This is a genomic window from Kurthia massiliensis (assembly GCF_000285555.1).
Taxonomy (GTDB): Bacteria; Bacillota; Bacilli; order Bacillales_A; family Planococcaceae; genus Kurthia; species Kurthia massiliensis.
On the sequence record NZ_HE610996.1, the window covers coordinates 285,992 to 309,254 of the forward strand.

The window sequence follows — 23,263 nt, forward strand, 5'->3', positions numbered from 1 at the left end:
GACTTTGCCTATTGGCCATATCATTATTTTGTTGTTTTAAATAAGTTATTTAAACGGTCGATTAATTCTTCTTTCGCCCATTCAAATGTTTCGCCAGTTTGACGAACTTTTACTTCAACGATGCCTTCAGCAGCTTTTTTACCAACTGTTACACGTACTGGTAAACCGATTAAATCTGAATCAGCAAATTTAACGCCCGCACGTTCTTTACGGTCATCATGTAAAACATCATAACGGTAAGAAGTTAATAATTTGTAAAGGTCTTCTGAAAGTTCATTTTGTGCTTCGTCTTTTGTGTTTACTGTAATTAAGTGAACATCGTAAGGCGTTACTTGTTGTGGCCATGTGAAGCCGTATGCATCTTGGTATTGTTCTGCCACTGCAGCCATTACACGAGATACACCGATACCGTAACAACCCATGATAAATGGTTGGTTACGACCGTTTTCATCTAAGAACATCGCATTCATAGATTCAGAGTATTTTGTGCCAAGTTTGAATACGTGACCAACTTCGATACCTTCAGCGAATTTGATTGTACCTTGACCGTCTGGAGAAGGGTCGCCTACTTGAATGAATCGGATATCTTCATAAGCATCGATTGCGAAGTCGCGGCCTGGGTTCACACCAGTGAAGTGGAAACCGTCTTCGTTTGCGCCTGCAACACCATTGCGTACAGATTTCACAGCGTGGTCAGCAATCACTTTTACGCCAACTGGTAATTTGATTGGACCTAGTGAGCCAACGTGGCTACCGATTAATTCCACGATTTCTTCATCTGTTGCAAGTTCTACAACTTCAGCTTCTAATGCGTGTTTTAATTTAATATCGTTTACTTCGTGGTCGCCACGAGCAAGTACAACGACTAATTCTTCGTCTACTTTGAATACCATTGTTTTAATGATATTGTCAGCTGGTACTTCTAAGAAAGCAGATACCTCTTCGATTGATTTTTGATCTGGTGTTGCCACTTTTTTAAGTTCGACCATATCGATTTCTGGTGCATGGTATTCTACTTTTACTTCAGCCATTTCAATGTTTGCTGCGTAGTCTGATGCATCAGAGTATGCAATTGTATCTTCGCCGATTTCAGATAACACCATGAATTCGTGTGTATCTTTACCACCGATAGAACCTGAGTCAGCGATAACCGCACGGAAGTTTAAGCCAAGACGTGTGAAGATGTTTTTGTACGCTTGTACCATATCTTCGTAAGTTGCATCTAAGCTTTCTTGTGTTGCGTGGAATGAATAAGCATCTTTCATAATGAATTCGCGACCACGTAATAAACCGAAGCGAGGGCGTTTTTCATCACGGAATTTTGTTTGAATTTGATAAAGTGTTAACGGTAATTTTTTATATGATTTAATTTCATCACGTACTAAAGCCGTAATCACTTCTTCGTGTGTTGGGCCTAATGCGAAGTCACGGTTATGACGGTCTTTTAAACGCATTAATTCCGGACCGTAATGTTCCCAACGGCCAGATTCTTGCCATAGCTCAGCTTGTTGTAATGCTGGTAGTAACAATTCGTTACCGCCGACAGCATCCATTTCTTCACGAACGATTTGTTCAATGTTTGCTAATACTTTTTTACCTAGTGGTAAGTAAGAGTAAACCCCTGAAGTACTTTGGCGGATAAAGCCTGCGCGAAGTAGTAATTGATGCGATTTAACGTCAGCATCTGCTGGCACTTCACGCAAAGTTGGGATAAATGTTTTTGATTGTTTCATGTTTAACCTCACCTTTGAATATAATTGACTCTATTATACTAGACTACGAGCCATTTGGTATGTTTTTAAGCAAGAAAAGTTCATCTGCTAAGCAAATGAACTTTTCTTCATCGTTTAAAAGAAGAATCGTTGTATATCATTCCACGTAACTGCAACCATTAAGACCATCAGACACGCAAAGCCAATAAACGTAATGACCCCTTCTTTATTTTTATCAAGTGGTTTACCACGCACAAGTTCATAGAAGAACAATGCAAGACGGCCGCCATCAAGCGCTGGGAATGGTAATAAGTTCATAATCCCTAAGTTGATACTTAACGCCGCTGACCAGCTTAATAAAGTAATAAAACCGTATTTCGCTACTTCAGACGTTGCTTCGTAAATACCAACTGGGCCTGATAACGCATCTAGCGTAAAGCCACCTGTAATTAATACGACTAAAATTTTCACGATCTGTACGAGCCACATCCATGTTTGTTCGAAACCGTACGGAATCGCCTTTAATGGATTTTTATCGTACGTATTGGCATATTGAATCCCAATTTGACCGATTTTTTCTTTATTCACGGTTACTTCTTTCGGCGTGACCGTTACTTTCTCTGCTTTGCCATCTCGTTCAATCCATAGTTCAATTGCTTTCCCTGGGTTTTGTTGAATGACAGTCGAAAGTTGATCATACTTTTCAACTTCCTTACCGTTTACAGATGTAATTAAATCATCTTGTTGTAAGCCAGCTGTTGCCGCTGGACTATCGTCGACGACTTTTGCAATCAATGGCTCATTTGTCGGAATCCCTTGTACAAAACCAATAATCACAAAAATAATAATGGCTAAAATAAAGTTAAACAATGGACCTGCAAAAATCGTCATTGTGCGCTTGCCGAGTGATTTTGCATTAAATGTACGGTCGTACGGCGCAATTTGTGTTTCTTGGCCATTTTCTTCGACGATACAATCGCGTGCTACGTTGTAACGAACGAGTTGTTCATCTTCGTCATAGCCTTCCACCCATAGTTCTTTTTGAAGTTCTGCTTTCTCTACTTCTAAAAACAACATATCCGGCAGCTGTTTGTTTTGATTCATTACGAGACGATCAATTTCATCTCGGTCATTTAATGTGAAGCCGATTCGGTAGCCGGGTTGTAACTCAATTTGATCAAGATCATCTCCAGCCATACGAACGTAACCACCCATCGGTAATAGACGAATCGTATAAATCGTTTCACCTTTTTTAAAGCCGAGTAGTTTCGGACCAAAACCAATCGCAAACTCTCGAACCATGATGCCAGAACGTTTCGCAAAAATAAAGTGTCCTAACTCATGGAAAAATACGATCAACCCAAATACGAATATAAATGCAATAGCTGATTGCATCAAATCCCACCTTCACCATGGAAATTTTGTAGAAGTCGCTAAAATGATCATATGCCCTCCAGCACATCATCAATCAATTTATTTTATCATGCCTTGAACAATTTTTCTCGTTTGCTTATCTACGGCTAAAATTGTTTCTAAATCAGGATTTTGAATATTGTCATGTTGTTGCATGACGCGGTCAATCATATCTTCAATTTCTAAGAATGTAATTTTTTCTTGTAAGAACGCGCTAACAGCTGCTTCATTTGCTGCATTCATCGCTGTTAAAATCGTACCGCCTGTGCGACCTGCATGATAAGCAAAGCCTAAGCAACGGAAACGTTCCATATCGACATTTTCAAAATGAAGTTGACCGATTTTTGCTAAGTCTAAACGTTCTGCTGTTGAGCGTGGTAAACGTTCAGGGTAGCTTAACGCATATTGAATTGGCGTACGCATATCTGCTGTACCAAGTTGTGCCATAACGCTTGAATCATGATATTCAACCATTGAGTGAATGATAGATTCACGGTGAATTAACACATCAATTTTATCGTAAGGCATATCGTATAATACAGCCGCTTCAATGACTTCTAACCCTTTGTTCATCAATGTTGCTGAATCAATCGTAATTTTCGCACCCATTGACCAGTTCGGATGATTTAATGCTTGTTTGACTGTAACGCCTTCAAGTTCTGCACGTGTTTTATCACGGAAGCTACCACCTGAAGCAGTTAAAATTAAACGTTCAATTGATTTGCGATTTTCACCGTTCATTGATTGCCACAATGCAGAGTGTTCACTATCTACTGGTAAAATCGGTGCATCGTATTTCGCTGCTTCCGCCATCACTAAGTGACCTGCTGTTACGAGCGTTTCTTTGTTCGCAATCGCAATCGCCTTTTGTTGTCGAATCGCCGCAAGTGTCGATTCTAATCCGATGCTACCTAATACAGCGTTTAATAACACGCTTGAATCACTATGTATTGCAACATCTACTAAACCTTGCGTACCGTACGTGACATCTAAAGAAGGAAACTCCTTTTGTAATTCACGTGCAAGTTCTTCTGTTTGCATAGACACTAATTTTGGTGAAAATGCGCGCACGATTTCTTTTGTTTTTTCAATATTTTTACCTGCAGCAAGTGCTGCAATGTGAAATTCATCTGGATGATCCTTCACGATATCGAGTGTTTGTTGACCAATTGAGCCAGTCGCACCTAATAAGCTGATCGATTTCATAGTTATGATCCCCTATCCAACAAAATGTAAAAAGTGTAATAACGGTAATACGAATAATAGACTATCGAAACGGTCTAAAATCCCACCGTGACCAGGTAAAATATTCCCTGAATCTTTCACGCCATAATGACGTTTAATTGCTGATTCGACTAAGTCGCCAAGCTGACCGATAATTGACGCTACGACCGTTACGATCAATAAGACAGCCCAATTGACGTCTAATCCTGAAATCAGTTCGAAAATAGTCACTGCAATTACAGCAATGACAATCCCACCGACAAAACCTTCAACTGTTTTCTTCGGTGAAATTTCAGGCCATAGTTTATGCTTACCTAATTTACGTCCCACAAAGTAAGCACCTGAATCTGTTGACCATACGACAACAAGGGCGAAGACGATGTATAATAAGCCATCTGTTGCTTCACGTGTTGCTGTGAAATAATAAAAGCCGACCCCTACATAAAAGATCGATACTAATAAAAAGCCGACATCATCAAATGTAAATTGATTTTTCTTTAGAACGACATAAATTAATAACAATGCTGTCATCATAATAAGCCATTCTAGTTTTGAAAAGCTCGTTGCATCTAAAACATATTTTTCCCAATGTGCTGGCATTAACATCGCGAATAAAGCGATTAATGATAAAAGCCCTGGCACTGAAAATAGTGATAGTTTGCGCATTTTGAGCATTTCGAAAAGCCCTATTGCTGCGATGACATACATCAAAATTGTTAACGGTGTACCACCGTAAATAACAAATGGTACGAATAACAGCGCAGCAATAACGCCTGTGATAATACGCGTTTTCACGATTTATTCTCCTTTCAATCCACCGTAACGGCGATTGCGCGATTGATAGCTTTCGACCGCCTCTAGCAAGTTCCCCTCGCTAAATTCTGGCCAATGTACGTCCGTAAACCAAAATTCGCTATAAGCAAGCTGCCATAACAAAAAGTTACTTAGACGAAGTTCTCCACTCGTACGAATGAGTAAATCTGGATCTGGTAACGCAGCTGTCATTAAATTGCTCGAAATCGTCTCTTCAGAAATATCGTCCAAGCTTAACGTTCCATTTTGAACTTGAGCGACAATTTCTTTGACGGATAACACAACTTCTCGACGGCTACCGTAATTCATTGCAAAATTTAGAACCATACCAGTATTGTCCTTCGTTGTATCCATCGCATTTTGAATTGCTTTTTGTGTATGCCCTGGTAGACTGTCCATTTCACCAATTAATGAAACGCGAATATTTAATTCCATTAATTCTGGTAAAAATGATGTTAAAAATTCTTCTGGCAAACGCATTAAAAATTCTACCTCTTTGCGAGGACGCTTCCAGTTTTCTGTTGAAAATGCATACAATGTTAGGACGCGCACACCGATTTTGTTCGCACAACGTGTAATTGTACGCACATTTTTCATGCCTTCATGATGTCCTGCTACGCGCGGTAACGCACGTTTTTGTGCCCAACGGCCGTTTCCGTCCATAATAATGGCAATATGTTGCGGTACGCTGTTCGGATCTAATTTTTGCATGCGATCTTCTAGCGTAGCGTTCTGTTTATCTGTCTTTCTCCATCCGAGTTTATCTAACATTTAAAATCCTCCACTAGCTTGCATATCGGAACGTATACTTCATCTATCATATCAAAAATAACAATTCATTTCCTCTATATCACGAAAAAAAGACGCCCCTATTACATAGAGGACGTCTTTTGAAATTAGAAAGTTCTATTAAACTGATAGAATTTCTTTTTCTTTTTCAGCAGTTAATTCATCAATTTGTTTGATGTAATCATCAGTGATTTTTTGAACGTCATCGCCGTAACCACGTAAGTCGTCTTCAGTGATGTCGCCAGCTTTTTCAGCTTTTTTGAAGTCATCGTTTACATCACGACGGATGTTACGAATCGCAACTTTTGCTTCTTCAGCTTCTTTTTTCACAAGTTTAGATAAATCTTTACGGCGTTCTTCTGTAAGCGCTGGAATTGTTAAGCGGATTACGTTACCATCATTTGTTGGTGTAATACCAATATCTGATTTTAAGATTGCTTTTTCGATTTCACCTAAAATTGTTTTATCGTATGGTTGGATTACTAGAAGACGAGCTTCTGGTACAGAGATACTTGCCATTTGGTTTAATGGTGTTGGTGCTCCGTAATATTCCACTGTAATACGGTCTAAAAGAGACGCATTTGCGCGGCCTGCACGAATCGAAGCGAATGCACGTGTTAATGCATCAATCGCTTTCGTCATACGTTCTTTTGCTTGGTCGATAATTTGTTTTGACATGCTAGCCCCTCCTACGAATACTATTATTTATGAACAGTTGTACCGATTTTTTCACCCATTACGGCACGTTTGATGTTGCCATCCTCTAATAATGAGAATACAACTAAATCAATATCATTGTCCATGCATAGCGTTGAAGCTGTAGAATCCATTACTTGTAGACCTTTTTGAATAACGTCTAAGTAAGTTAATTCTTCGTACTTCACAGCGTTTGCATCAACTTTTGGATCTGCAGAGTATACACCATCTACATTATTTTTCGCCATTAAAATGACATCTGCGCCGATTTCAGCTGCACGTAATGAAGCTGTTGTATCAGTTGAGAAGTAAGGGTTACCTGTACCTGCAGCAAAGATCACTACACGTTTTTTCTCTAAATGACGAACTGCTTTACGACGAATGTACGGTTCAGCGACTTGCGTCATGACGATTGAAGATTGAACGCGCGTTGGCACACCTAGGTTTTCTAATGAATCTTGTAAAGCTAAAGCGTTCATAACAGTTGCTAACATGCCCATGTAATCTGCATTGGCACGTTCCATACCCATTTCTGCTCCAATTTTACCTCTCCAAATGTTCCCGCCACCTACTACTAAGGCAACTTCTACTCCTAAGTCTACTACTTCTTTAATTTGTGCTGCGACTGATTTAACAACTGCTGGTGCGAGGCCGAAACCTGCTTCGCCAGCTAGTGCTTCCCCACTTAATTTAATGACTACACGTTTATATTGTTGTGGCATAGCTCTTGAGACCTCCAAATTTTTTTCTTGAAAAATAGGGAACACGGTGTTGCTGTGCTCCCTACTTAAAAATAAATCTATATTGATTTGAAAAAATTAGTTACCTTTAACTTGGCTCATAACTTCTTCTGCAAAGTTATCTTCGCGTTTTTCGATACCTTCGCCGACTTCGTAACGTACGAATGAAGTCACTTTAGCATCGCCTAAGAATTTAGCAACAGTTTCGTCTGGGTTTTTAACGAATGGTTGGTCAAGTAAGCAAATTTCTTTGAAGTATTTGTTTAAGCGGCCTTCTACCATTTTCGCAACGATGTTTTCTGGTTTGCCTTCGTTAAGCGCTTGTTCAGTTAACACTTTACGTTCGTGTTCAACTTCGTCAGTTGAAACTTGATCGTGTGAAACGTATTTAGGGTTGATTGCAGCGATGTGCATAGCAACGTCTTTCGCTTTAGCAGCGTCAGTAGTGCCTTCAACAACAGTTAATACGCCGATACGGCCGCCCATGTGTAGGTATGCGCCGAATGCGTCAGCATCAGTTTTTGAAGCGATGAAGAAACGACGTAGAGTGATTTTTTCACCGATAGTAGCGATTGCTGTAGAAATGTGTTCTGCAACAGTTGCACCGTTTTCCATAGTTGTAGCTAAAGCTGCTTCAACGTCTGCAGGTTTAGAAGCTAATAAGTGATCAGCTAATTCTTTAACTAAAGTTTGGAAACCTTCGTTTTTAGCAACGAAGTCAGTTTCAGCGTTTACTTCTAAAAGTACAGCGTCGTTACCGTTTTCAGCGATGAAAGTTGTACCTTCTGCTGCGATACGGTCAGCTTTTTTACCAGCTGCAGCTAAACCTTTTTCACGTAAGAAATCAACAGCTGCGTCGATATCTCCGTCAGTTTGTACTAATGCTTTTTTACAATCCATCATACCAGCACCAGTTTTTTCACGTAATTCTTTAACCATTTTAGCAGTTACTGCCATTGATAGTTCCTCCTATACAATTGAAAGTTTATTGTCTCAAAAAAAGGTGATAAGAGGGGTTATCCGCTTATCACCTATTTCTACAAATAAGAAATTACTCAGCAGAAGCTTCTTCTTTTTCTACAGCTTCAACTTGCGCTTCTTCTTCACCTTGTTTTGACTCGATTAAAGCATCAGCCATTTTAGAAGTGATTAATTTTACAGCGCGGATTGCGTCATCGTTTGAAGGGATAACGTAATCAATTTCATCTGGATCACAGTTAGTATCAACCATAGCCACGATAGGAATGTTTAATTTATGTGCTTCTGCAACAGCAATACGTTCTTTACGTGGGTCAACGATGAACATAACGTCAGGAATCGCTTGCATGTCGCGGATACCGCCAAGGAAGCGAACTAAACGTTCGTGTTGTTTTTTAAGTTGAACAACTTCTTTTTTAGGAAGTACAGCGAAAGTGCCGTCTTCTTCCATACGTTCGATTTCTTTTAAACGAGCGATACGTTTTTGAATAGTACCGAAGTTAGTTAATGTACCACCTAACCAGCGTTGGTTGATGTAGTAGTTACCTGAACGTTCAGCTTCTTCTTTGATAGCTTCTTGAGCTTGTTTTTTAGTACCAACGAAAAGAACTTTACCGCCTTCTTCGCCAACTTGACGCATGAAGTTGTAAGCTTCTTCTAATTTTTTAACTGTTTTTTGTAAATCGATAATGTAGATACCGTTACGTTCAACAAAAATGAATTTTTTCATTTTTGGGTTCCAACGGCGAGTTTGGTGACCGAAATGTACACCAGCTTCTAGTAATTGTTTCATTGAAATTACTGACATGTGTGGTTCCTCCTAAAGGTTTTTAATTTAATTTTCCTCCGCGCTTCATCACTTATATAGAGAACTTTGATTGTTCAAAGCACCACTCCATATATCAGAAGGCGTGTGTAATAATAACACCAATTGATAATATACCACAGGAAACGCTCTGTAGCAACTATTTTCGCTCACTTATTGTTGAAATTTCAACAACAGTTCAATCTCCGTTTTTCCGCGATTTAATGTTTTCGCAATTTCGTCAATTGAGCGCCCTTGTTTATACATTTGCTTTGCCTGTTCATCTACTGTCAGTGGTGCTAGTGTTTGTTTATGTTGTTGATACGCATTTTTCGCATAAGCAATTGGTGTCTTCACGTCTTTTTTCAATAATTCTTCGACTTCTAACGCTTGAATGTCCTCATCTTCTACTGCGTTCATCGATTCTTCTTTAGACACTTGTTGTCTTACGACCGTTATTGCTCGTTGCGTCGGTGTTTTTTCTGTAACGACAGGTGTTGTTTTCGCTTTTTTCAACTCGGCAATGAGACGATCATTTTCATCTTTCATTTCAGCTAAATAAGCCCCTACCGCATCGTCCATATCATCTTTTAAACGCTGTTGCTTTTCTTCCACATCTTTCAAACGTGATATTTTCACGTTGAGTAACACGATAAAGTAAAAGCTCAGGCATTGCGCAATGATTAAAAAAATAATCACAATGCTAGTCATTGTTCCTTACTCCTAACCGCTAAAGTCAAAAAAGTTTCCTTTGAAAGGATGCTGTGCGGCATGTTCTTTCGACTGTTGCTGTGGTTTTTTCGGTGTTGTTTGTTGCTGGTCGTGTTTTCGTTTATCTGGATGCTCATCACCAATCGTCGATGTATCTTCCGTCTCTAACACCGCCGTCAGATTTCGTTGCGCTTGTTTTTCAGTTGCCATTTGCGCCATTTGCTGATTCCCATTTACAAATTGTTGGGCATTGTCTGCCTGTTTCCCCGCATCAAATGTTTTTGGTATCGCAATTTGAAGTTCTACCGCTTTCAGTGACATCGTCTCATCCTTCCCCTACACTACAAATTACGCATTTCATCCCTCAGTAAGTTACGTAATTTAAACAACGCCTTTGAATGGATTTGTGAAATACGTGACGTTGATAACTCTAGCATTTCGCCGATTTCAGTCAGCGTCATTTCTTCTGTATAAAATAAACTTAGTACAAGTTGTTCTTTATCGTTCAATTTTAGAATGCTTTCTGATAAGTCTTGGATCAATTCAGCATGCATCGCTTCTTGTTCAGGTGTTTTGATCGAATCGTCGCGAATTGAAAATGATTTGTTGTCTGATTCATCATCTTGTAATTGCTCATCCATCGATAACACGTTTGAAGCAAAATGCTCTTGAACCGTTTGGAACACTTCATCGACTGTGATGTTAAGCGCTTCTGCGACTTCTTCTGGCGTCACGTGACGTTGCAAACGTTGCTCCATTTCCTCAATAAACGCATCTAATTTTTTTGTTTTTCCCTTGCTGAGCGTGGAAGCCAGTCCTCTTTCCGGAGACCATCTATAATAGCGCCACGCACGCGAAACGATGCGTACGTATCAAATTTTAAATCTCTCGTTGGATCAAATTTATTTAATGCATCAAATAACCCCATCATACCAAGGCTATTTAGTTCATCTCGTGAGACGCTTTTTGGTAACCCTACTGCAATACGTTGCACGTGATACGATACGAGTGGTTTATATTTTCGTATTAATACGTCTCCTGCATGAGGATCTCGATTGGCTTTCCAACTTTGCCATAATTTTTGCTCTTCTGCTGAAGTTGTTTGCATCAAATTATCCTCCTCATTTAAACTACATTCCCTTCTCTCATTATAGCAAATCTTCCCTATATTATGGAATGTATATCGTATGCATTTCACGCAAAATAAAAAAGACCATTCACAAAATATAAAATCAACGTTCAATTTCGCTGAATCAATACTCCGCCAATAGTCTTTCTCATTTAATTTTCTTGTGCCATTAATGTTTTGACAACGTCCGCGATTTCTTTTGCTTGCGTATCTTCTACGTTTTGATTTTCAATCGTTACTGGTCGAGGTGCCTCAACAGATGTAGCTTGTGGTGCTGTTACCACATCTTCTACTACTTCTTCAGTAGGCTGCGCTGTATAAAACGCATAACCAATTAAAAATCGCACGATAAATGTTGCAATAAATGCGACAAATCCAACAACGAAAGACTGGGTTAAAATTTCTCCTGGCGTGCGGGCCGATTGAAAAATCAATAAAAAGTAGATAGCAAACGAACCTAACGCTGCCCAACAATTAATATAAAATGAGCCTGCCATTAAATGTCCTTCACTCCTTGATTGACCGTGCGGATTTGCAATTTAGATGTTTGCGGATTGAACTCAATCGTTCGTCCGCTACTTCCTCCAACATCTTCTGCAACGACCGGAATACCGTGCTTACGTAGTGCAGCTTTTACTGCGTCTACGTTACGCGGTCCGATGCGCATTGAATCTTGATTGGATGTAAATTTAAACATCTGTGCACCGCCCGCTATTTTTGCTTTTAATTTAAATGTACTTGCACCTTTTGCTTTCATCGCATCGATTAAAGCAGGAACACCAGTGTCAGCAAATTTAGCAACGGTCAGCTGACCACTTCTACTCAAAGAAGAATCTGGTAACATAATGTGTACCAATCCCGCAATTTGCTTCGCTTCATCATAAATGACGACGCCTACGCAAGACCCTAAGCCTGACGTACGAATCGTTTGTGGTGAGGTAGCGACGTCTAATTGCGCGATTCCTACTTTAACAACGTCTAAGTTGGTGAACATATTACTCGACACCTAATGATTTAAAAATCGTTGAAAATGACATTGGATCTGGAATTAAGAAAAAGTGACCGCTGACTTCTTCTGTTTGATCCGTTTCGTCTTCTTCGATAATAGATGTATCAATGACAATGACATAATCGCTAATTTGCGAAATTTCAATAAGTCCGATACTAATAATGGCGCCAAACATGTCACTTGCTAAGGCAGGTGGCGTTGGGTAAAGTTTAAGCTTTGTAAAATCTGATAATGCCGATAAATACGAGCCAGATAAAATATTACCCATCTCTTGCATCGCAGACATTCCTAATTCAGATGGCGTTTGTGCAAAATTAAACTGCTCATCATGAATCAGCTTACGAATGAGTAAATTCGCTTGTTCAACAGGCATAATGAAAAACATGCCACCTCTAATGTCTCCTTCGATGCGTAAATAAATACCTGTAACAAATGTTTCTGCACCACCAACACGTTCCATCATGTCGTTAAACGATACCATTTCAACTTTTGGCACGTGCATATCGATTTTCGTATTGAGCAGTGCAGATAGCGCTGTCGCTGCATGCGCCGCTCCGATATTACCGATTTCTTTTAAAACATCTAAATGAAAAGAGGTAATTTGTTGTTGCATATCCATCGCAAAAAACCTCTCTTATTTTAAAGTGCTTAATACTTTTTCTAAGTTTAATAAAATTAATAAGCGGTTGCCGATATTTGCAACGCCTGAAATAAATTCTTCTTCTAAAGAGCCGACCACTTCTGGTTGTGGTTCGATCGTTTCTTTCGCAATATCCATAACATCATTTGCGGCATCAACGATAAAGCCGACTTCCATATCTTCTTCAGAAATGATGATGATACGTGTATTTTCACTATCGACGTCTGATACAACACCAAAACGATCGCGTAAATCGATAATTGGTGTGACAACACCGCGTAAGTTAATAACGCCTTTTACATAATACGCTGTACGAGGTACACGTGTAATGTGCATCATTTTTTCAATACCTTGCACTTGCTCTACAGGAAGTGCATATTCTTTATCACCTAATTGAAAGACAATCACTTTCATTACTTCAACGTCTGTCGTTACGTTTTCTGTCATCTTCAAACACCTCTCTTATTTAATGAGTGCATTGCAATCGATAATTAATGCAACTTGACCGTTACCTAAAATCGTTGCACCTGAAATCGCAAATACGTTTGTTAAGTAGTTACCTAATGATTTCAGTACGATTTCTTGTTGGCCAATAAATGAATCAACGACTAAACCAGCCATTTTTTCACCTTTACGCACGATCACGATTGAATGGAAATCGTCTTCTGGTTCCGTTTGACGTGGTACTTCGAAGATTTCTTCTAAAAATACGAGCGGTACGACTTTACCACGGAAATCGATGACTTTTTGGTTATGCGCATTCATAATATCTGATTTGCGGATAATAGAAGTTTCAATGATAGATGATAATGGAATCGCATAAATTTCTTTTTCAATTTCAATTAACATGACAGAAATAATCGATAATGTTAATGGTAATTGAACAGAGAATAATGAGCCTTTACCTTCTTCAGATTCAATTGTAATGTTACCACCAAGTGATTCGATTGTTGATTTCACCACATCTAACCCAACGCCACGACCAGAAATATCTGATAGCACTTCTGCAGTTGAGAAACCTGATGCTAAAATCAGTTCATTGATTTGGTTATCTGTTAATTTCGCTGCGTTCTCTGGTGTCACAACACCTTTTTCAATCGCTTTGCTTAACACTTTTTCTTTATTGATACCAGCACCATCATCTTCAATTTCAATAAATACGTGGTTACCACTATGGTATGCACGAAGCTCTACTCGACCTTCTTCAGGTTTTCCTGCTGCGCGACGTACTTCAGGACTTTCGATACCATGGTCAAGTGAGTTACGAATTAAGTGAACAAGTGGATCGCCAATTTCATCGATAACAGTACGGTCTAATTCTGTTTCTGCACCGATAATGTCTAGTTTCACTTTTTTGTGTAAATCGCGTGATAGTTGACGAACCATTTTCGGGAAGCGGTTGAATACTGTTTCTACAGGCACCATACGCATATTTAAAATGATATTTTGTAAGTCGCTTGACACACGTGACATACGTTCTACAGATTCATTTAATTCATTATGGTTTAATTCTGCTGCAATTGATTGTAGGCGACCACGGTCAATAACAAGCTCTTCGAATAAGTTCATTAAAATATCAAGACGTTCGATATTGACACGAATTGTTTTGCTTGTCGCGTGTGCTGTTTTCGTCGGTTTTTTAGCTTGTTTTTTTGTAGCCGGTGCTTCTGGCATTTTTGCTGTCGTTGCTACTGGCGCTTCCGGTGTTTTCGCTGTTGCAACAGGTGCTACTTCTTCTACTTTTTGTTGTGCTAGTTTTGTCACTTCAACAAGTTCTACTTCTGACACTTTGCTTAATGCTTCTTGTACCGCTTCGATTTCACCTTTTGTGACATAAGCGACTGAGAACTTCGTATCAAATTGTTCCGCTTCTAATTGTTCAACGGCTGGAACCGATTTAATAACATCACCTGATTTTTCAAGTGCTTCGAATACCATGAAAACACGCGCCGCTTTTAATAGGCAGTCATCGCGTAATGTAACGGTGATTTCATACGTTTCAAATCCTTGTTCATGTGATTGTTCAATGATTGTAAGTTCGAAGTCATCATATGATAAGCTCGCTTCATTTGAGGCTACATCTACCGACACTTCTTCAACTGGTGCTTTTGCATTTCCGCCTTCAATTGGTTCACCGTTTTCGATGCGTTTTAGTTTGCCGACTGTTTCTGTAACGTCGCGTTTACCGTCGCCGCCTTCAGAAATGCTACCGATCATCGCTTCTAAATGGTCAATTGATTCAAAGACGACATCTAAAATATCAGATGTTACAACGATTTTTTCGTTACGAATCGCATCTAATACGTTTTCCATTTTGTGTGTTAAATCTGCTAAATCTTCAAATCCCATTGTTGCGGCCATACCTTTTAATGTATGCGCATTACGGAAAATTTCATTTACGATTGATAAATCATGTGGGTTTTGCTCTAACGCTAATAAATTTTCATTACATGATTGTAAATGTTCTGTACTTTCATCAATAAATACTTCTAAGTATTGGTTTGTATCCATACTTAAACCTCCCTTTACGGAATATATTTCATAATTGCATGTGCAATATCGTCTACATCTTCTACATCGTCTACTAAGCCCGTTTCATAAGCTGCTTTCGGCATCCCATATACGACACACGTATTAGCAGACTCTGAAATTGCACGTACATTACCTGTTTCTTTTAAACGTTGCAATCCTTTCGTACCATCAGAGCCCATACCTGTCATAATAACGGCCAATTTATCATAATCTACGAGTTCACTCGCACTTTCGTACATGACGTCTACTGCTGGGCGGTGGCCGCCACGTGGAGGTTCAATGTTGTCTAATTTAATGCCAACAGACATCCCTACTTTTTGTAACTTCATATGATACCCACCCGGCGCTATGTAAGCGACACCTGGTTTTAAAATATCGCCATTTTCGGCTTCTTTTACGGTAATCTCCGATAAATGATCTAAGCGCGCTGCTAAAGATTTCGTAAAGCCAGCTGGCATATGTTGCACAATTAAAATAGGTGCGGAAATATGTTTTGGAATTTTCGTAATCACTTCTTGTAAAGCACGTGGTCCACCTGTTGACGTTCCAATCAATACAAGCTTTTTGCTCGCATGCATACTCCAAGGCGATTGAGACAATTGCTTTGGAGCAAACGTTGATTTTCGCTCGATGATAGGCTTCGTCATACTTCTCAGCGGTTTCGTTGTAAACGTCGGACTATTTGAAGTTAACGGCTTCGTATACGTGGAGGTTTTTCGTAATTTTGTAACCGGTACACTTGCTGCTTGCACAACTTTGCGCACTAAATCATCTTTTACTTTATGCAAGTCTAAAGAAATCGTGCCACTCGGTTTTGCAACGAAGTCTACCGCGCCTGTTGCCATCGCTTCAACGGTAATTTCTGCACCGGCTTTTGTCGTACTCGACAACATAATAACCGGTGTCGGACAATCCGCCATAATTAACTTTAATGCTTCAAGACCATTTAGTTGTGGCATTTCTACATCAAGCGTAACGACGTCAGGTTTTAGTGACTTAATCTTTTCAAGTGCGTCTTGCCCGTTTCTTGCTGTGCCAATTACGTCGATTTGTGGAACATCAACAAAGAAGTCGCCAATTAGTTTTCTCATAAATGCTGAATCATCAACAATCAATAATTTTTTCGCTACCGTCATCGGTTATACACGCCCTTTACTAAACATACTTTTTAACGTACTGACAAGTGATCTTGGCCGTTCACTACTGATTTCTGCTAACGTTTTCGTTTGCCCAGAGACATACGTTTCAACAATTTGACGTATTGCTCTTGACGCAGGTGCTCGCTCATAAAGAATCGAAAAAAGTTGTTGCTGTTGCACAGCTTTTCGTACGTGAATATCTTCTGGCACGGCGCCTAAAATATGCAGTTCCTTACTTAAAAATTGTTGTGCAGTATTTTTTAAGCGTTTTAGTGCGTGGCGTCCTTCATCAGACGATAGTGCGCGGTTACAAACAACATACATATTTTTTGTTTTATTACGCATATGAATATATTTCAACATTGAATAAGCATCCATAATTGCTGTCGGTTCTGTTGTAGAAATGACAATGATATCATCTACGGATTCAATTAACTGTAACGACCATTCTGTTGCTCCTGCGCCCATATCAAAAATGATGTAGTCGTATTTTTGCTGTAGCATTTCAAAAGCTGTGATTAAACGATCAAACATTAACTCATTCCACTCGATAATCGATGTCATCGCAGATCCACCACTGACGTAGTCTATATTACCTGAAAATTTTTCAGTAACTTCATCCAGACTACAAGTAGCTACTAAATAGTCTGACAGCGATCGGTGAGTATTTTCCCCTAATAATATGTGGATGTTCCCCATACCGATGTCCATATCTACTATGACTATTTTATATCCTTTTTTCGCCAGATTGAACGAAAAATTAGTAGAAAAGTTGCTTTTACCGACACCACCTTTTCCACTAACGATGGCTATAGACTTTGCAATTTGATCATATTCCATCTTTAAGCGTAATTTTTCTGCTTGATCCCGCATTTATTGTTCTCCTTGAAAAACTAATTCAACTATCTTATCTAGTGAAGCTTCTACTATATCTTCTGGTACTTCTTGTCCATTCGTATAGTAAGCAAGTCCTTTATTATATTTAATCATTAAATTGACCATTGGGCCAATGGAATTTGTTTCATCTTGCTTCGTAAATATGAACTTTTGTATTGGAAACGCTTCGAATTGTTCCACAATTGTTGCAATATCGCGTTCTTTTGCTGTTATAGACAGTACTAAATAATTTTCAGTTTGTTCATTAATATCAATTAACGACACCACATCATTTACGTATTTGTCTTCCTTATAGTTACGCCCTGCTGTATCGATGAAAATTAACTCGCAGTCATCTAATTTTTTAATCGCTGCTTGATAATCTTCATGCGAATAAACGACTTCTACAGGTGCCTGCAAAAGATTTGCATACGTTTTTAATTGTTCAATTGCGCCGATACGATACGTATCTGCTGTAATAAAACCGACTTTTTTTCTTTTTTCTAATACCGCACGTGCAGCCATTTTCGCAATCGTTGTCGTTTTTCCAACGCCTGTAGGTCCTAGCACATTAATATACTTTTTACTGTAATCAAGGCCTCCCATCGGTAATCGGTCTAACGCTTGGCGCAGCGCCATTTTTGCAAAACGTAGCATTTGAGGTTGCGACAATTCTTCACGACTGTTTTTATATATGTCAAAAAGCTCATCACTAATTGACGTGACGAGCTCCTTGTCTAATTCCTGATGTTCCATTTGCTCTATAATCGTTGTGAGAATCGTCGGATATTGCGCAGTTGTAGTCACTTGTTGTTTTTTCAATAGCTGTTTTAGCGTCGCTAATTCTTTTTGAATGTCATCTAAATGCGGCGATGAAACAGGTTGAGGTGGCTGCACGGGTGTCACTGAAGGTGCTATCTTTTGTAGCGCTTTACTTGCAGGCGTTTCAACACCTACAACGACCTCATAACTTTTCTGTTTGAACATTCCTAAGAAACCTTTTGAATAAACTGTTTTTGAACTAATAATGACTGCGTCATCCCCAAAATCACGTTGAACTTTTTTCATGGCGTCTGACATTGTTGATGCTGTATATTTTTTCATTTTCATTCTACATTCACCACTCCGACACTTTGAATTTCAATTGATGCTTCTAGTTCATTATACGAGAGAATTGGAATTTGTGGGAAGTATCGTTCTGTTAATTGACGAATATACATACGAACAGCTGGTGAACATAAAATTACTGGCGATTGTTCAAAGAAAGCAATACGCTCAATTTCTTTAGAAACCGCTTCTAAAATTGATTGTGATGCTTGCGGATCCATCGCTAAATAATTGCCATGTTCTGTTTGCTGAATGCTATCTGCAATCATCTTTTCGACTTTCGCAGATACTGTCAATACTTTCAACTCTTGTTGATTCCCAACGTATTGTGCAGTAATTTGTCGCGCTAATCCTTGGCGTACATATTCTGTTAAAACGTCTACATCAGACGTTAATTTTGAATAATCGGCCAACGTTTCAAAAATGATTGGTAGATTACGAACGGATACATTTTCGCGAAGTAAATTCGCCAATACTTTTTGAATTTCCCCGATAGCCATAGGCGTCGGTGTTAATTCTTCGACTAAGATTGGTGACGTTTCGTGTAAATGATCGATCAGTTGTTTTGTTTCTTGACGGCCTAATAGTTCAGCCGCATTTGCACGAATAATTTCAGTTAAATGTGTCGATACAACACTTGGTGGATCGACAACTGTATATCCGAGCATCTCTGCTTCTTCTTTTACTTGCTCTGTAATCCATTTTGCTGGAAGACCGAATGATGGTTCAATCGTGTCGATACCATCAATCGTATTGTCTTCACCAGGACTCATCGCTAAGTAGTGGTCTAATAGCAATTCACCTTTTGCCATTTCATTACCTTTAATTTTAATACGGTATTCATTTGGCTGTAGTTGAATATTATCTCGAATGCGTACAACCGGAATAACAATCCCTAGTTCTAACGCAAGTTGACGACGAATCATGACGACGCGGTCTAATAAGTCCCCACCTTGTGCGGCATCTACTAACGGAATTAAACCGTAGCCAAATTCGAATTCGATTGGATCAACATTTAATAAATTGACCACATTTTCTGGGCTTTTTAAATTGTCCGTCACAACTTCTTCCTCAATTTCCTCTTGTTCTTCTACAGTTTCCACTTTTGCACGACTTTGTTTATAACCTAAAAACGCAATCAATGCGGCTATTGGCATCGTCACAACATCGCTTACTGGTGTAAATAAACCTAGTAAGAAAATCGTACCTGCTGCAACGTATAATACTTTTGCGTCACCAAATAGTTGTTTCATGACGTCTGAACTTAAGCTACCGTCTGAACCAGCACGTGTTACAACGATACCTGTAGCTGTAGAAATAATTAATGCTGGAATTTGTGATACTAAACCATCACCGACTGTTAACGTCGTAAAACGGCTCACAGCGTCACCAAATTCCATATCCATTTGGACGACACCAATGATCATCCCAAATAAAATATTAATAATAACGATAATGATACCTGCAATGGCATCACCTTTAACGAATTTTGTTGCACCATCCATTGCACCATAGAAATCGGCTTCACCTGATACTTTTTCACGGCGTTCACGCGCTTGTGACTCTGAAATTAATCCAGCGTTCAAATCTGCATCAATCGCCATTTGTTTACCAGGCATCGCATCTAACGTGAAACGTGCCGCTACTTCTGATACACGTTCAGAACCTTTTGTGATAACAAGGAAGTTAATAATAACCAAGATGATGAAGACAACTAAACCAACAACAAGGTTACCACCAACAACGAACGTACCGAACGTTTCAACGACGTTTCCGGCTTCACCACCGCTTAAAATTGCACGTGTTGTAGAAACGTTCAATCCTAAACGGAAAAGTGTTAATAATAACAAAATGGTTGGGAAAATTGAAAATTCGAGCGCTTCTCTCATATTCATCGCAATAAGCAATACGAGAATTGCTAAAGCGATATTAATAATAATTAAGAAACTGAGTAGCCATGTTGGCAGAGGGATAATCAGCATCGCTACGATCATGATAACGGCAGCTAAAACTCCTATGTCGCGAAATTTCATGTTTGTCCCTCCCTAACTAAATCTTGCGTTTTATACGATATACATACGCAAGTACTTCTGCGACCGCTTTGAAAAATTGCTCAGGAATGCGGTCATCTATTTTAACCTGATCGTACATGGCACGTGCAAGCGGTCGATTTTCTACCATGACGACATCATTTTCTTTCGCAATCAATTTAATTTTTTGTGCTACAAAGTCTGTACCTTTTGCGACAACTTTAGGTGCATCCATCGCATCTTCATCATATTTTAAAGCAATCGCATAGTGCGTCGGGTTTGTAATGACGACGTCGGCATTTGGCACTTCTTGCATCATACGTCGCATCGACATCTCACGTTGACGTTGCTTAATTTTAGATTTGATTAACGGATCCCCTTCGACATTTTTATACTCATCTTTAATATCTTGTTTAGACATTCGTAAGTTTTTCTCGTAATCGTATTTTTGATACATGTAATCCAAAATAGCGATAAACAATAACACAAACGATGCAGCAATCCCCATATAGCCGACAAGTTTTGCGACGGTAATGAGTGCTGTACCTGGTGTTTTATGTGCGAGGCTTAACACGTCTTCGATATTTAAATAAAGAATTAAAAATGTCGTCGTACCGATAAAAGATATTTTTAAAATGGATTTTAATAATTCGACGATAGCTTTTAACGAAATAATTCGCTTTAAGCCTTTAATTGGGTCAATTTTTTTCAAATCGAATTTAAGCGTTTCAGTCGTAAATAGTAAACCGAATTGCATAAAGTTCGCTGCAATTGCCGCAATGACAGCAATCGCAAAGATTGGAAGTAGCACGAGTGCTACTTCTTTTAAAATATCCCAATACATTTCCATAACTGATTTCACGGTTATGTTTTCAACCGCTAAATTATGGGTAATAATTTCACGGAAGAATGTCATCAGTTCATCTTTTAATGAACCTGCGAAAAATATTAAATACAAAAAGATCGATAATAATACAATCGCACTCGTAACGTCCTGACTTTTTAGTACTTGACCTTTTTTACGAGAATCTTGCCGTTTTTTCGGCGTTGCTTTCTCTGTTTTTTCACCAGCAAAAAACTGCAAATCAAGCGTCAACAAAGTATTTATTTTATCCAACACCCATCAACTCCATATATTGCCGCATTGATTTAAACATAAAAGTAAATAGTTGCTTCATCACTTCAGACATCATCGTAAACATGACGACTAACGTAATAAATGCGACTAAAATTTTCACTGGGAAACCGATCACAAAAATATTTAACTGCGGGACAGTTTTTGCAACGATACCAAGCGCTAAATCCGTTAAAAAAACGGTCGCAACGATCGGTACTGCTAATTGGAATGCAATGACAAACATACTCGCAAACATTTTAATGACAAACATTACCGTATTCTCAGAAGCGATATGCGGCCATGCTTGCGTTACCGGTGCAAATTGATAACTATAATAAATCGCATCAATCAATAAATAATGCCCATTCGCACTTAATAATAACAACAGCGCAAGCACATTGAAAAATTGACCGGTTAATGGACTTTGCGCGCCCGTCTGCGGATCAATAACGTTAGCGATGGCAAAGCCGACTTGGAAATCAATTAAACCACCAGCAATTTGCACCGCTGAAATAATAATATATGCGATTAAGCCTAACGTCAGTCCGACTAATGCTTCCTTTACAACGAGCAACAAAAAGTTTCCGTCAATCGATATGTTGACCGCATCCATTGGAATCGTGACGACGATTGCAATAATCGTTGCGAGCCCAATTTTCACTTGATTTGGAATCGTTTTATACGAGAAAAATGGTACCGTTGCAAAAAATGCGCTCAAACGTACAAGGACTAATATAAACAATGGAATTTTCGTGACTAACGTCTCCATATAATCACCCTATGTACCTTGTTAAGTTTTCAAAAATATCTTTTGTATACGACATTACTTTCGTTAACATCCATGGACCGAAAAAGACAATTGCTACTAATACGGCAATGATTTTAGGGACAAAAGATAAGGTTTGTTCTTGAATTTGAGTCGTCGCTTGAAAAATACTAACGAGTAAACCGACTACAAGCGCTACAAGTAAAAGTGGACCAGAAGCCATGATCACAACGGTAATTGCTTTTTCTGCAATGGAGATAACTAATTCCTGTGACATTTTTCTTCATCCCCTAAAAACTTTGTAAAAGCGACTTCATCACTAAGGACCAACCATCGACTAATACAAATAATAAAATTTTAAATGGTAGCGATATCATAACCGGTGGTAGCATCATCATACCCATCGACATTAAAACACTGGCAACGATCATATCGATCACTAAAAACGGAATGAAGATCATAAAACCCATTTGGAAGGCTGTTTTTAGCTCACTAATCGTATACGCTGGCACTAATGTTGTTAAAGGAATATCTTCTACCTTGTCTGGCATTTTTTGATCGCGGTAGCTCAAAAAGAGATCTAAATCGTCTTGGCGTGTGTTTTTCGCCATAAACTGTTTAAAAGGTGTTGCGGCTTTATCATAAGCTTCATCTAACGTAATTTCTTCTTTGAATAACGGTTGCAAAGCGTCTTTGTTGACGTCTTGTAACGTTGGTGTCATGACGAAAAATGTGATAAACAGAGCTAAACCTAAAATGACTTGGTTAGGTGGCATCGTATTCGTTGCAAGCGCTGTTCGAACGAATGATAAAACAATTACTACACGCGTGAAACAAGTCATTAAAATAAGAATACTCGGTGCAATAGACAGCACTGTCAACAGCAGCAATAATTTAACAGAAGTCGATACATTGGCAGCGCTACTATCAGAAAAATAATTTACGAAATCACTCATCTTTTATCGTCGCGCTCCTCTTGATTCAACTGCTGTAATTCTTCATTACGTTGTTGTTTAATTTTTTCGAGTCGATCTGCA

At 38.9% G+C, this 23,263-nt stretch carries 24 protein-coding genes and 1 pseudogene; all 25 read right to left on the bottom strand.

From position 1 onward, the window contains the following. Positions 1-23: 23 nt before the first annotated feature. Positions 24-1,733, bottom strand: coding sequence for a proline--tRNA ligase (locus KMHG_RS01790; RefSeq protein ID WP_010286328.1), 1,710 nt, complete (start codon positions 1,731-1,733; stop codon positions 24-26). A gap of 114 nt (positions 1,734-1,847) precedes the next feature. Beyond that, the gene (gene rseP / locus KMHG_RS01795) at positions 1,848-3,107 is read right to left on the bottom strand and encodes an RIP metalloprotease RseP (RefSeq protein ID WP_010286330.1); all 1,260 of its coding nucleotides are present in this window, start codon (positions 3,105-3,107) and stop codon (positions 1,848-1,850) included. Positions 3,108-3,185: 78 nt separating this feature from the next. Continuing rightward, positions 3,186-4,331 carry a 1-deoxy-D-xylulose-5-phosphate reductoisomerase gene (locus tag KMHG_RS01800; RefSeq protein ID WP_010286332.1) on the bottom strand — a complete coding sequence of 382 codons (1,146 nt, stop codon included), beginning with the start codon at positions 4,329-4,331 and terminating at the stop codon, positions 3,186-3,188. Between the two features lie 12 nt (positions 4,332-4,343). Beyond that, on the bottom strand, positions 4,344-5,144 hold the full coding sequence (locus KMHG_RS01805) for a phosphatidate cytidylyltransferase (protein WP_010286333.1): 801 nt from the start codon (positions 5,142-5,144) through the stop codon (positions 4,344-4,346). Between the two features lie 3 nt (positions 5,145-5,147). Next, positions 5,148-5,933, bottom strand: a complete 786-nt coding sequence (gene uppS / locus KMHG_RS01810) for an undecaprenyl pyrophosphate synthase (protein ID WP_010286335.1) — start codon at positions 5,931-5,933, stop codon at positions 5,148-5,150. 138 nt (positions 5,934-6,071) lie between these two features. Then, positions 6,072-6,629 (bottom strand): ribosome recycling factor, encoded by a 558-nt coding sequence (gene frr / locus KMHG_RS01815; protein ID WP_010286336.1) that lies wholly within the window; start codon positions 6,627-6,629, stop codon positions 6,072-6,074. A gap of 23 nt (positions 6,630-6,652) precedes the next feature. Then, complete coding sequence (pyrH, locus tag KMHG_RS01820; protein WP_010286344.1) at positions 6,653-7,369, bottom strand: UMP kinase; 717 nt, start codon at positions 7,367-7,369, stop codon at positions 6,653-6,655. A gap of 96 nt (positions 7,370-7,465) precedes the next feature. Beyond that, positions 7,466-8,344, bottom strand: coding sequence for a translation elongation factor Ts (gene tsf, locus KMHG_RS01825; protein ID WP_010286346.1), 879 nt, complete (start codon positions 8,342-8,344; stop codon positions 7,466-7,468). Positions 8,345-8,438: 94 nt separating this feature from the next. After that, positions 8,439-9,173, bottom strand: coding sequence for a 30S ribosomal protein S2 (gene rpsB, locus KMHG_RS01830; RefSeq protein ID WP_010286348.1), 735 nt, complete (start codon positions 9,171-9,173; stop codon positions 8,439-8,441). 171 nt (positions 9,174-9,344) lie between these two features. After that, complete coding sequence (locus tag KMHG_RS01835) at positions 9,345-9,881, bottom strand: hypothetical protein (RefSeq protein WP_010286350.1); 537 nt, start codon at positions 9,879-9,881, stop codon at positions 9,345-9,347. A gap of 12 nt (positions 9,882-9,893) precedes the next feature. Beyond that, positions 9,894-10,202: a hypothetical protein gene (locus KMHG_RS01840; protein ID WP_010286352.1), complete on the bottom strand. Its 309-nt coding sequence runs from the start codon at positions 10,200-10,202 to the stop codon at positions 9,894-9,896. Between the two features lie 20 nt (positions 10,203-10,222). After that, positions 10,223-10,989 (bottom strand): annotated as a pseudogene (locus KMHG_RS17240) (FliA/WhiG family RNA polymerase sigma factor). Positions 10,990-11,162: 173 nt separating this feature from the next. Beyond that, on the bottom strand, positions 11,163-11,507 hold the full coding sequence (locus KMHG_RS01850) for a hypothetical protein (RefSeq protein WP_010286355.1): 345 nt from the start codon (positions 11,505-11,507) through the stop codon (positions 11,163-11,165). Beyond that, the gene (locus KMHG_RS01855) at positions 11,507-12,004 is read right to left on the bottom strand and encodes a chemotaxis protein CheD (protein ID WP_010286357.1); all 498 of its coding nucleotides are present in this window, start codon (positions 12,002-12,004) and stop codon (positions 11,507-11,509) included. The genes KMHG_RS01850 and KMHG_RS01855 overlap by 1 nt, the downstream gene beginning before the upstream one ends. Position 12,005: 1 nt before the next feature. Continuing rightward, positions 12,006-12,638, bottom strand: coding sequence for a chemotaxis protein CheC (locus KMHG_RS01860; protein WP_010286359.1), 633 nt, complete (start codon positions 12,636-12,638; stop codon positions 12,006-12,008). A gap of 15 nt (positions 12,639-12,653) precedes the next feature. Further along, positions 12,654-13,106, bottom strand: a complete 453-nt coding sequence (locus KMHG_RS01865; protein ID WP_010286362.1) for a chemotaxis protein CheW — start codon at positions 13,104-13,106, stop codon at positions 12,654-12,656. A gap of 15 nt (positions 13,107-13,121) precedes the next feature. Further along, entirely contained in the window at positions 13,122-15,170 is a 2,049-nt protein-coding gene (locus tag KMHG_RS01870; protein ID WP_010286365.1) for a chemotaxis protein CheA, read from the bottom strand. A 14-nt stretch (positions 15,171-15,184) separates the two neighbouring features. Next, entirely contained in the window at positions 15,185-16,327 is a 1,143-nt protein-coding gene (locus KMHG_RS01875; protein WP_010286367.1) for a protein-glutamate methylesterase/protein-glutamine glutaminase, read from the bottom strand. 3 nt (positions 16,328-16,330) lie between these two features. After that, on the bottom strand, positions 16,331-17,203 hold the full coding sequence (locus KMHG_RS01880) for a MinD/ParA family protein (protein WP_010286371.1): 873 nt from the start codon (positions 17,201-17,203) through the stop codon (positions 16,331-16,333). Continuing rightward, the gene (flhF, locus tag KMHG_RS01885; protein ID WP_010286372.1) at positions 17,204-18,316 is read right to left on the bottom strand and encodes a flagellar biosynthesis GTPase FlhF; all 1,113 of its coding nucleotides are present in this window, start codon (positions 18,314-18,316) and stop codon (positions 17,204-17,206) included. Beyond that, positions 18,313-20,346 carry a flagellar biosynthesis protein FlhA gene (gene flhA / locus KMHG_RS01890; protein ID WP_010286373.1) on the bottom strand — a complete coding sequence of 678 codons (2,034 nt, stop codon included), beginning with the start codon at positions 20,344-20,346 and terminating at the stop codon, positions 18,313-18,315. The genes flhF and flhA overlap by 4 nt, the downstream gene beginning before the upstream one ends. A gap of 16 nt (positions 20,347-20,362) precedes the next feature. Beyond that, complete coding sequence (flhB, locus tag KMHG_RS01895; RefSeq protein WP_147608060.1) at positions 20,363-21,451, bottom strand: flagellar biosynthesis protein FlhB; 1,089 nt, start codon at positions 21,449-21,451, stop codon at positions 20,363-20,365. Position 21,452: 1 nt separating this feature from the next. After that, positions 21,453-22,229, bottom strand: a complete 777-nt coding sequence (fliR, locus tag KMHG_RS01900; RefSeq protein ID WP_010286382.1) for a flagellar biosynthetic protein FliR — start codon at positions 22,227-22,229, stop codon at positions 21,453-21,455. A gap of 4 nt (positions 22,230-22,233) precedes the next feature. After that, complete coding sequence (gene fliQ / locus KMHG_RS01905; RefSeq protein WP_010286383.1) at positions 22,234-22,503, bottom strand: flagellar biosynthesis protein FliQ; 270 nt, start codon at positions 22,501-22,503, stop codon at positions 22,234-22,236. 13 nt (positions 22,504-22,516) lie between these two features. Continuing rightward, a complete protein-coding gene (fliP, locus tag KMHG_RS01910; protein WP_010286384.1) occupies positions 22,517-23,182 on the bottom strand; it encodes a flagellar type III secretion system pore protein FliP in 666 nt (221 codons plus the stop codon). Between the last annotated feature and the right edge of the window lie 81 nt (positions 23,183-23,263).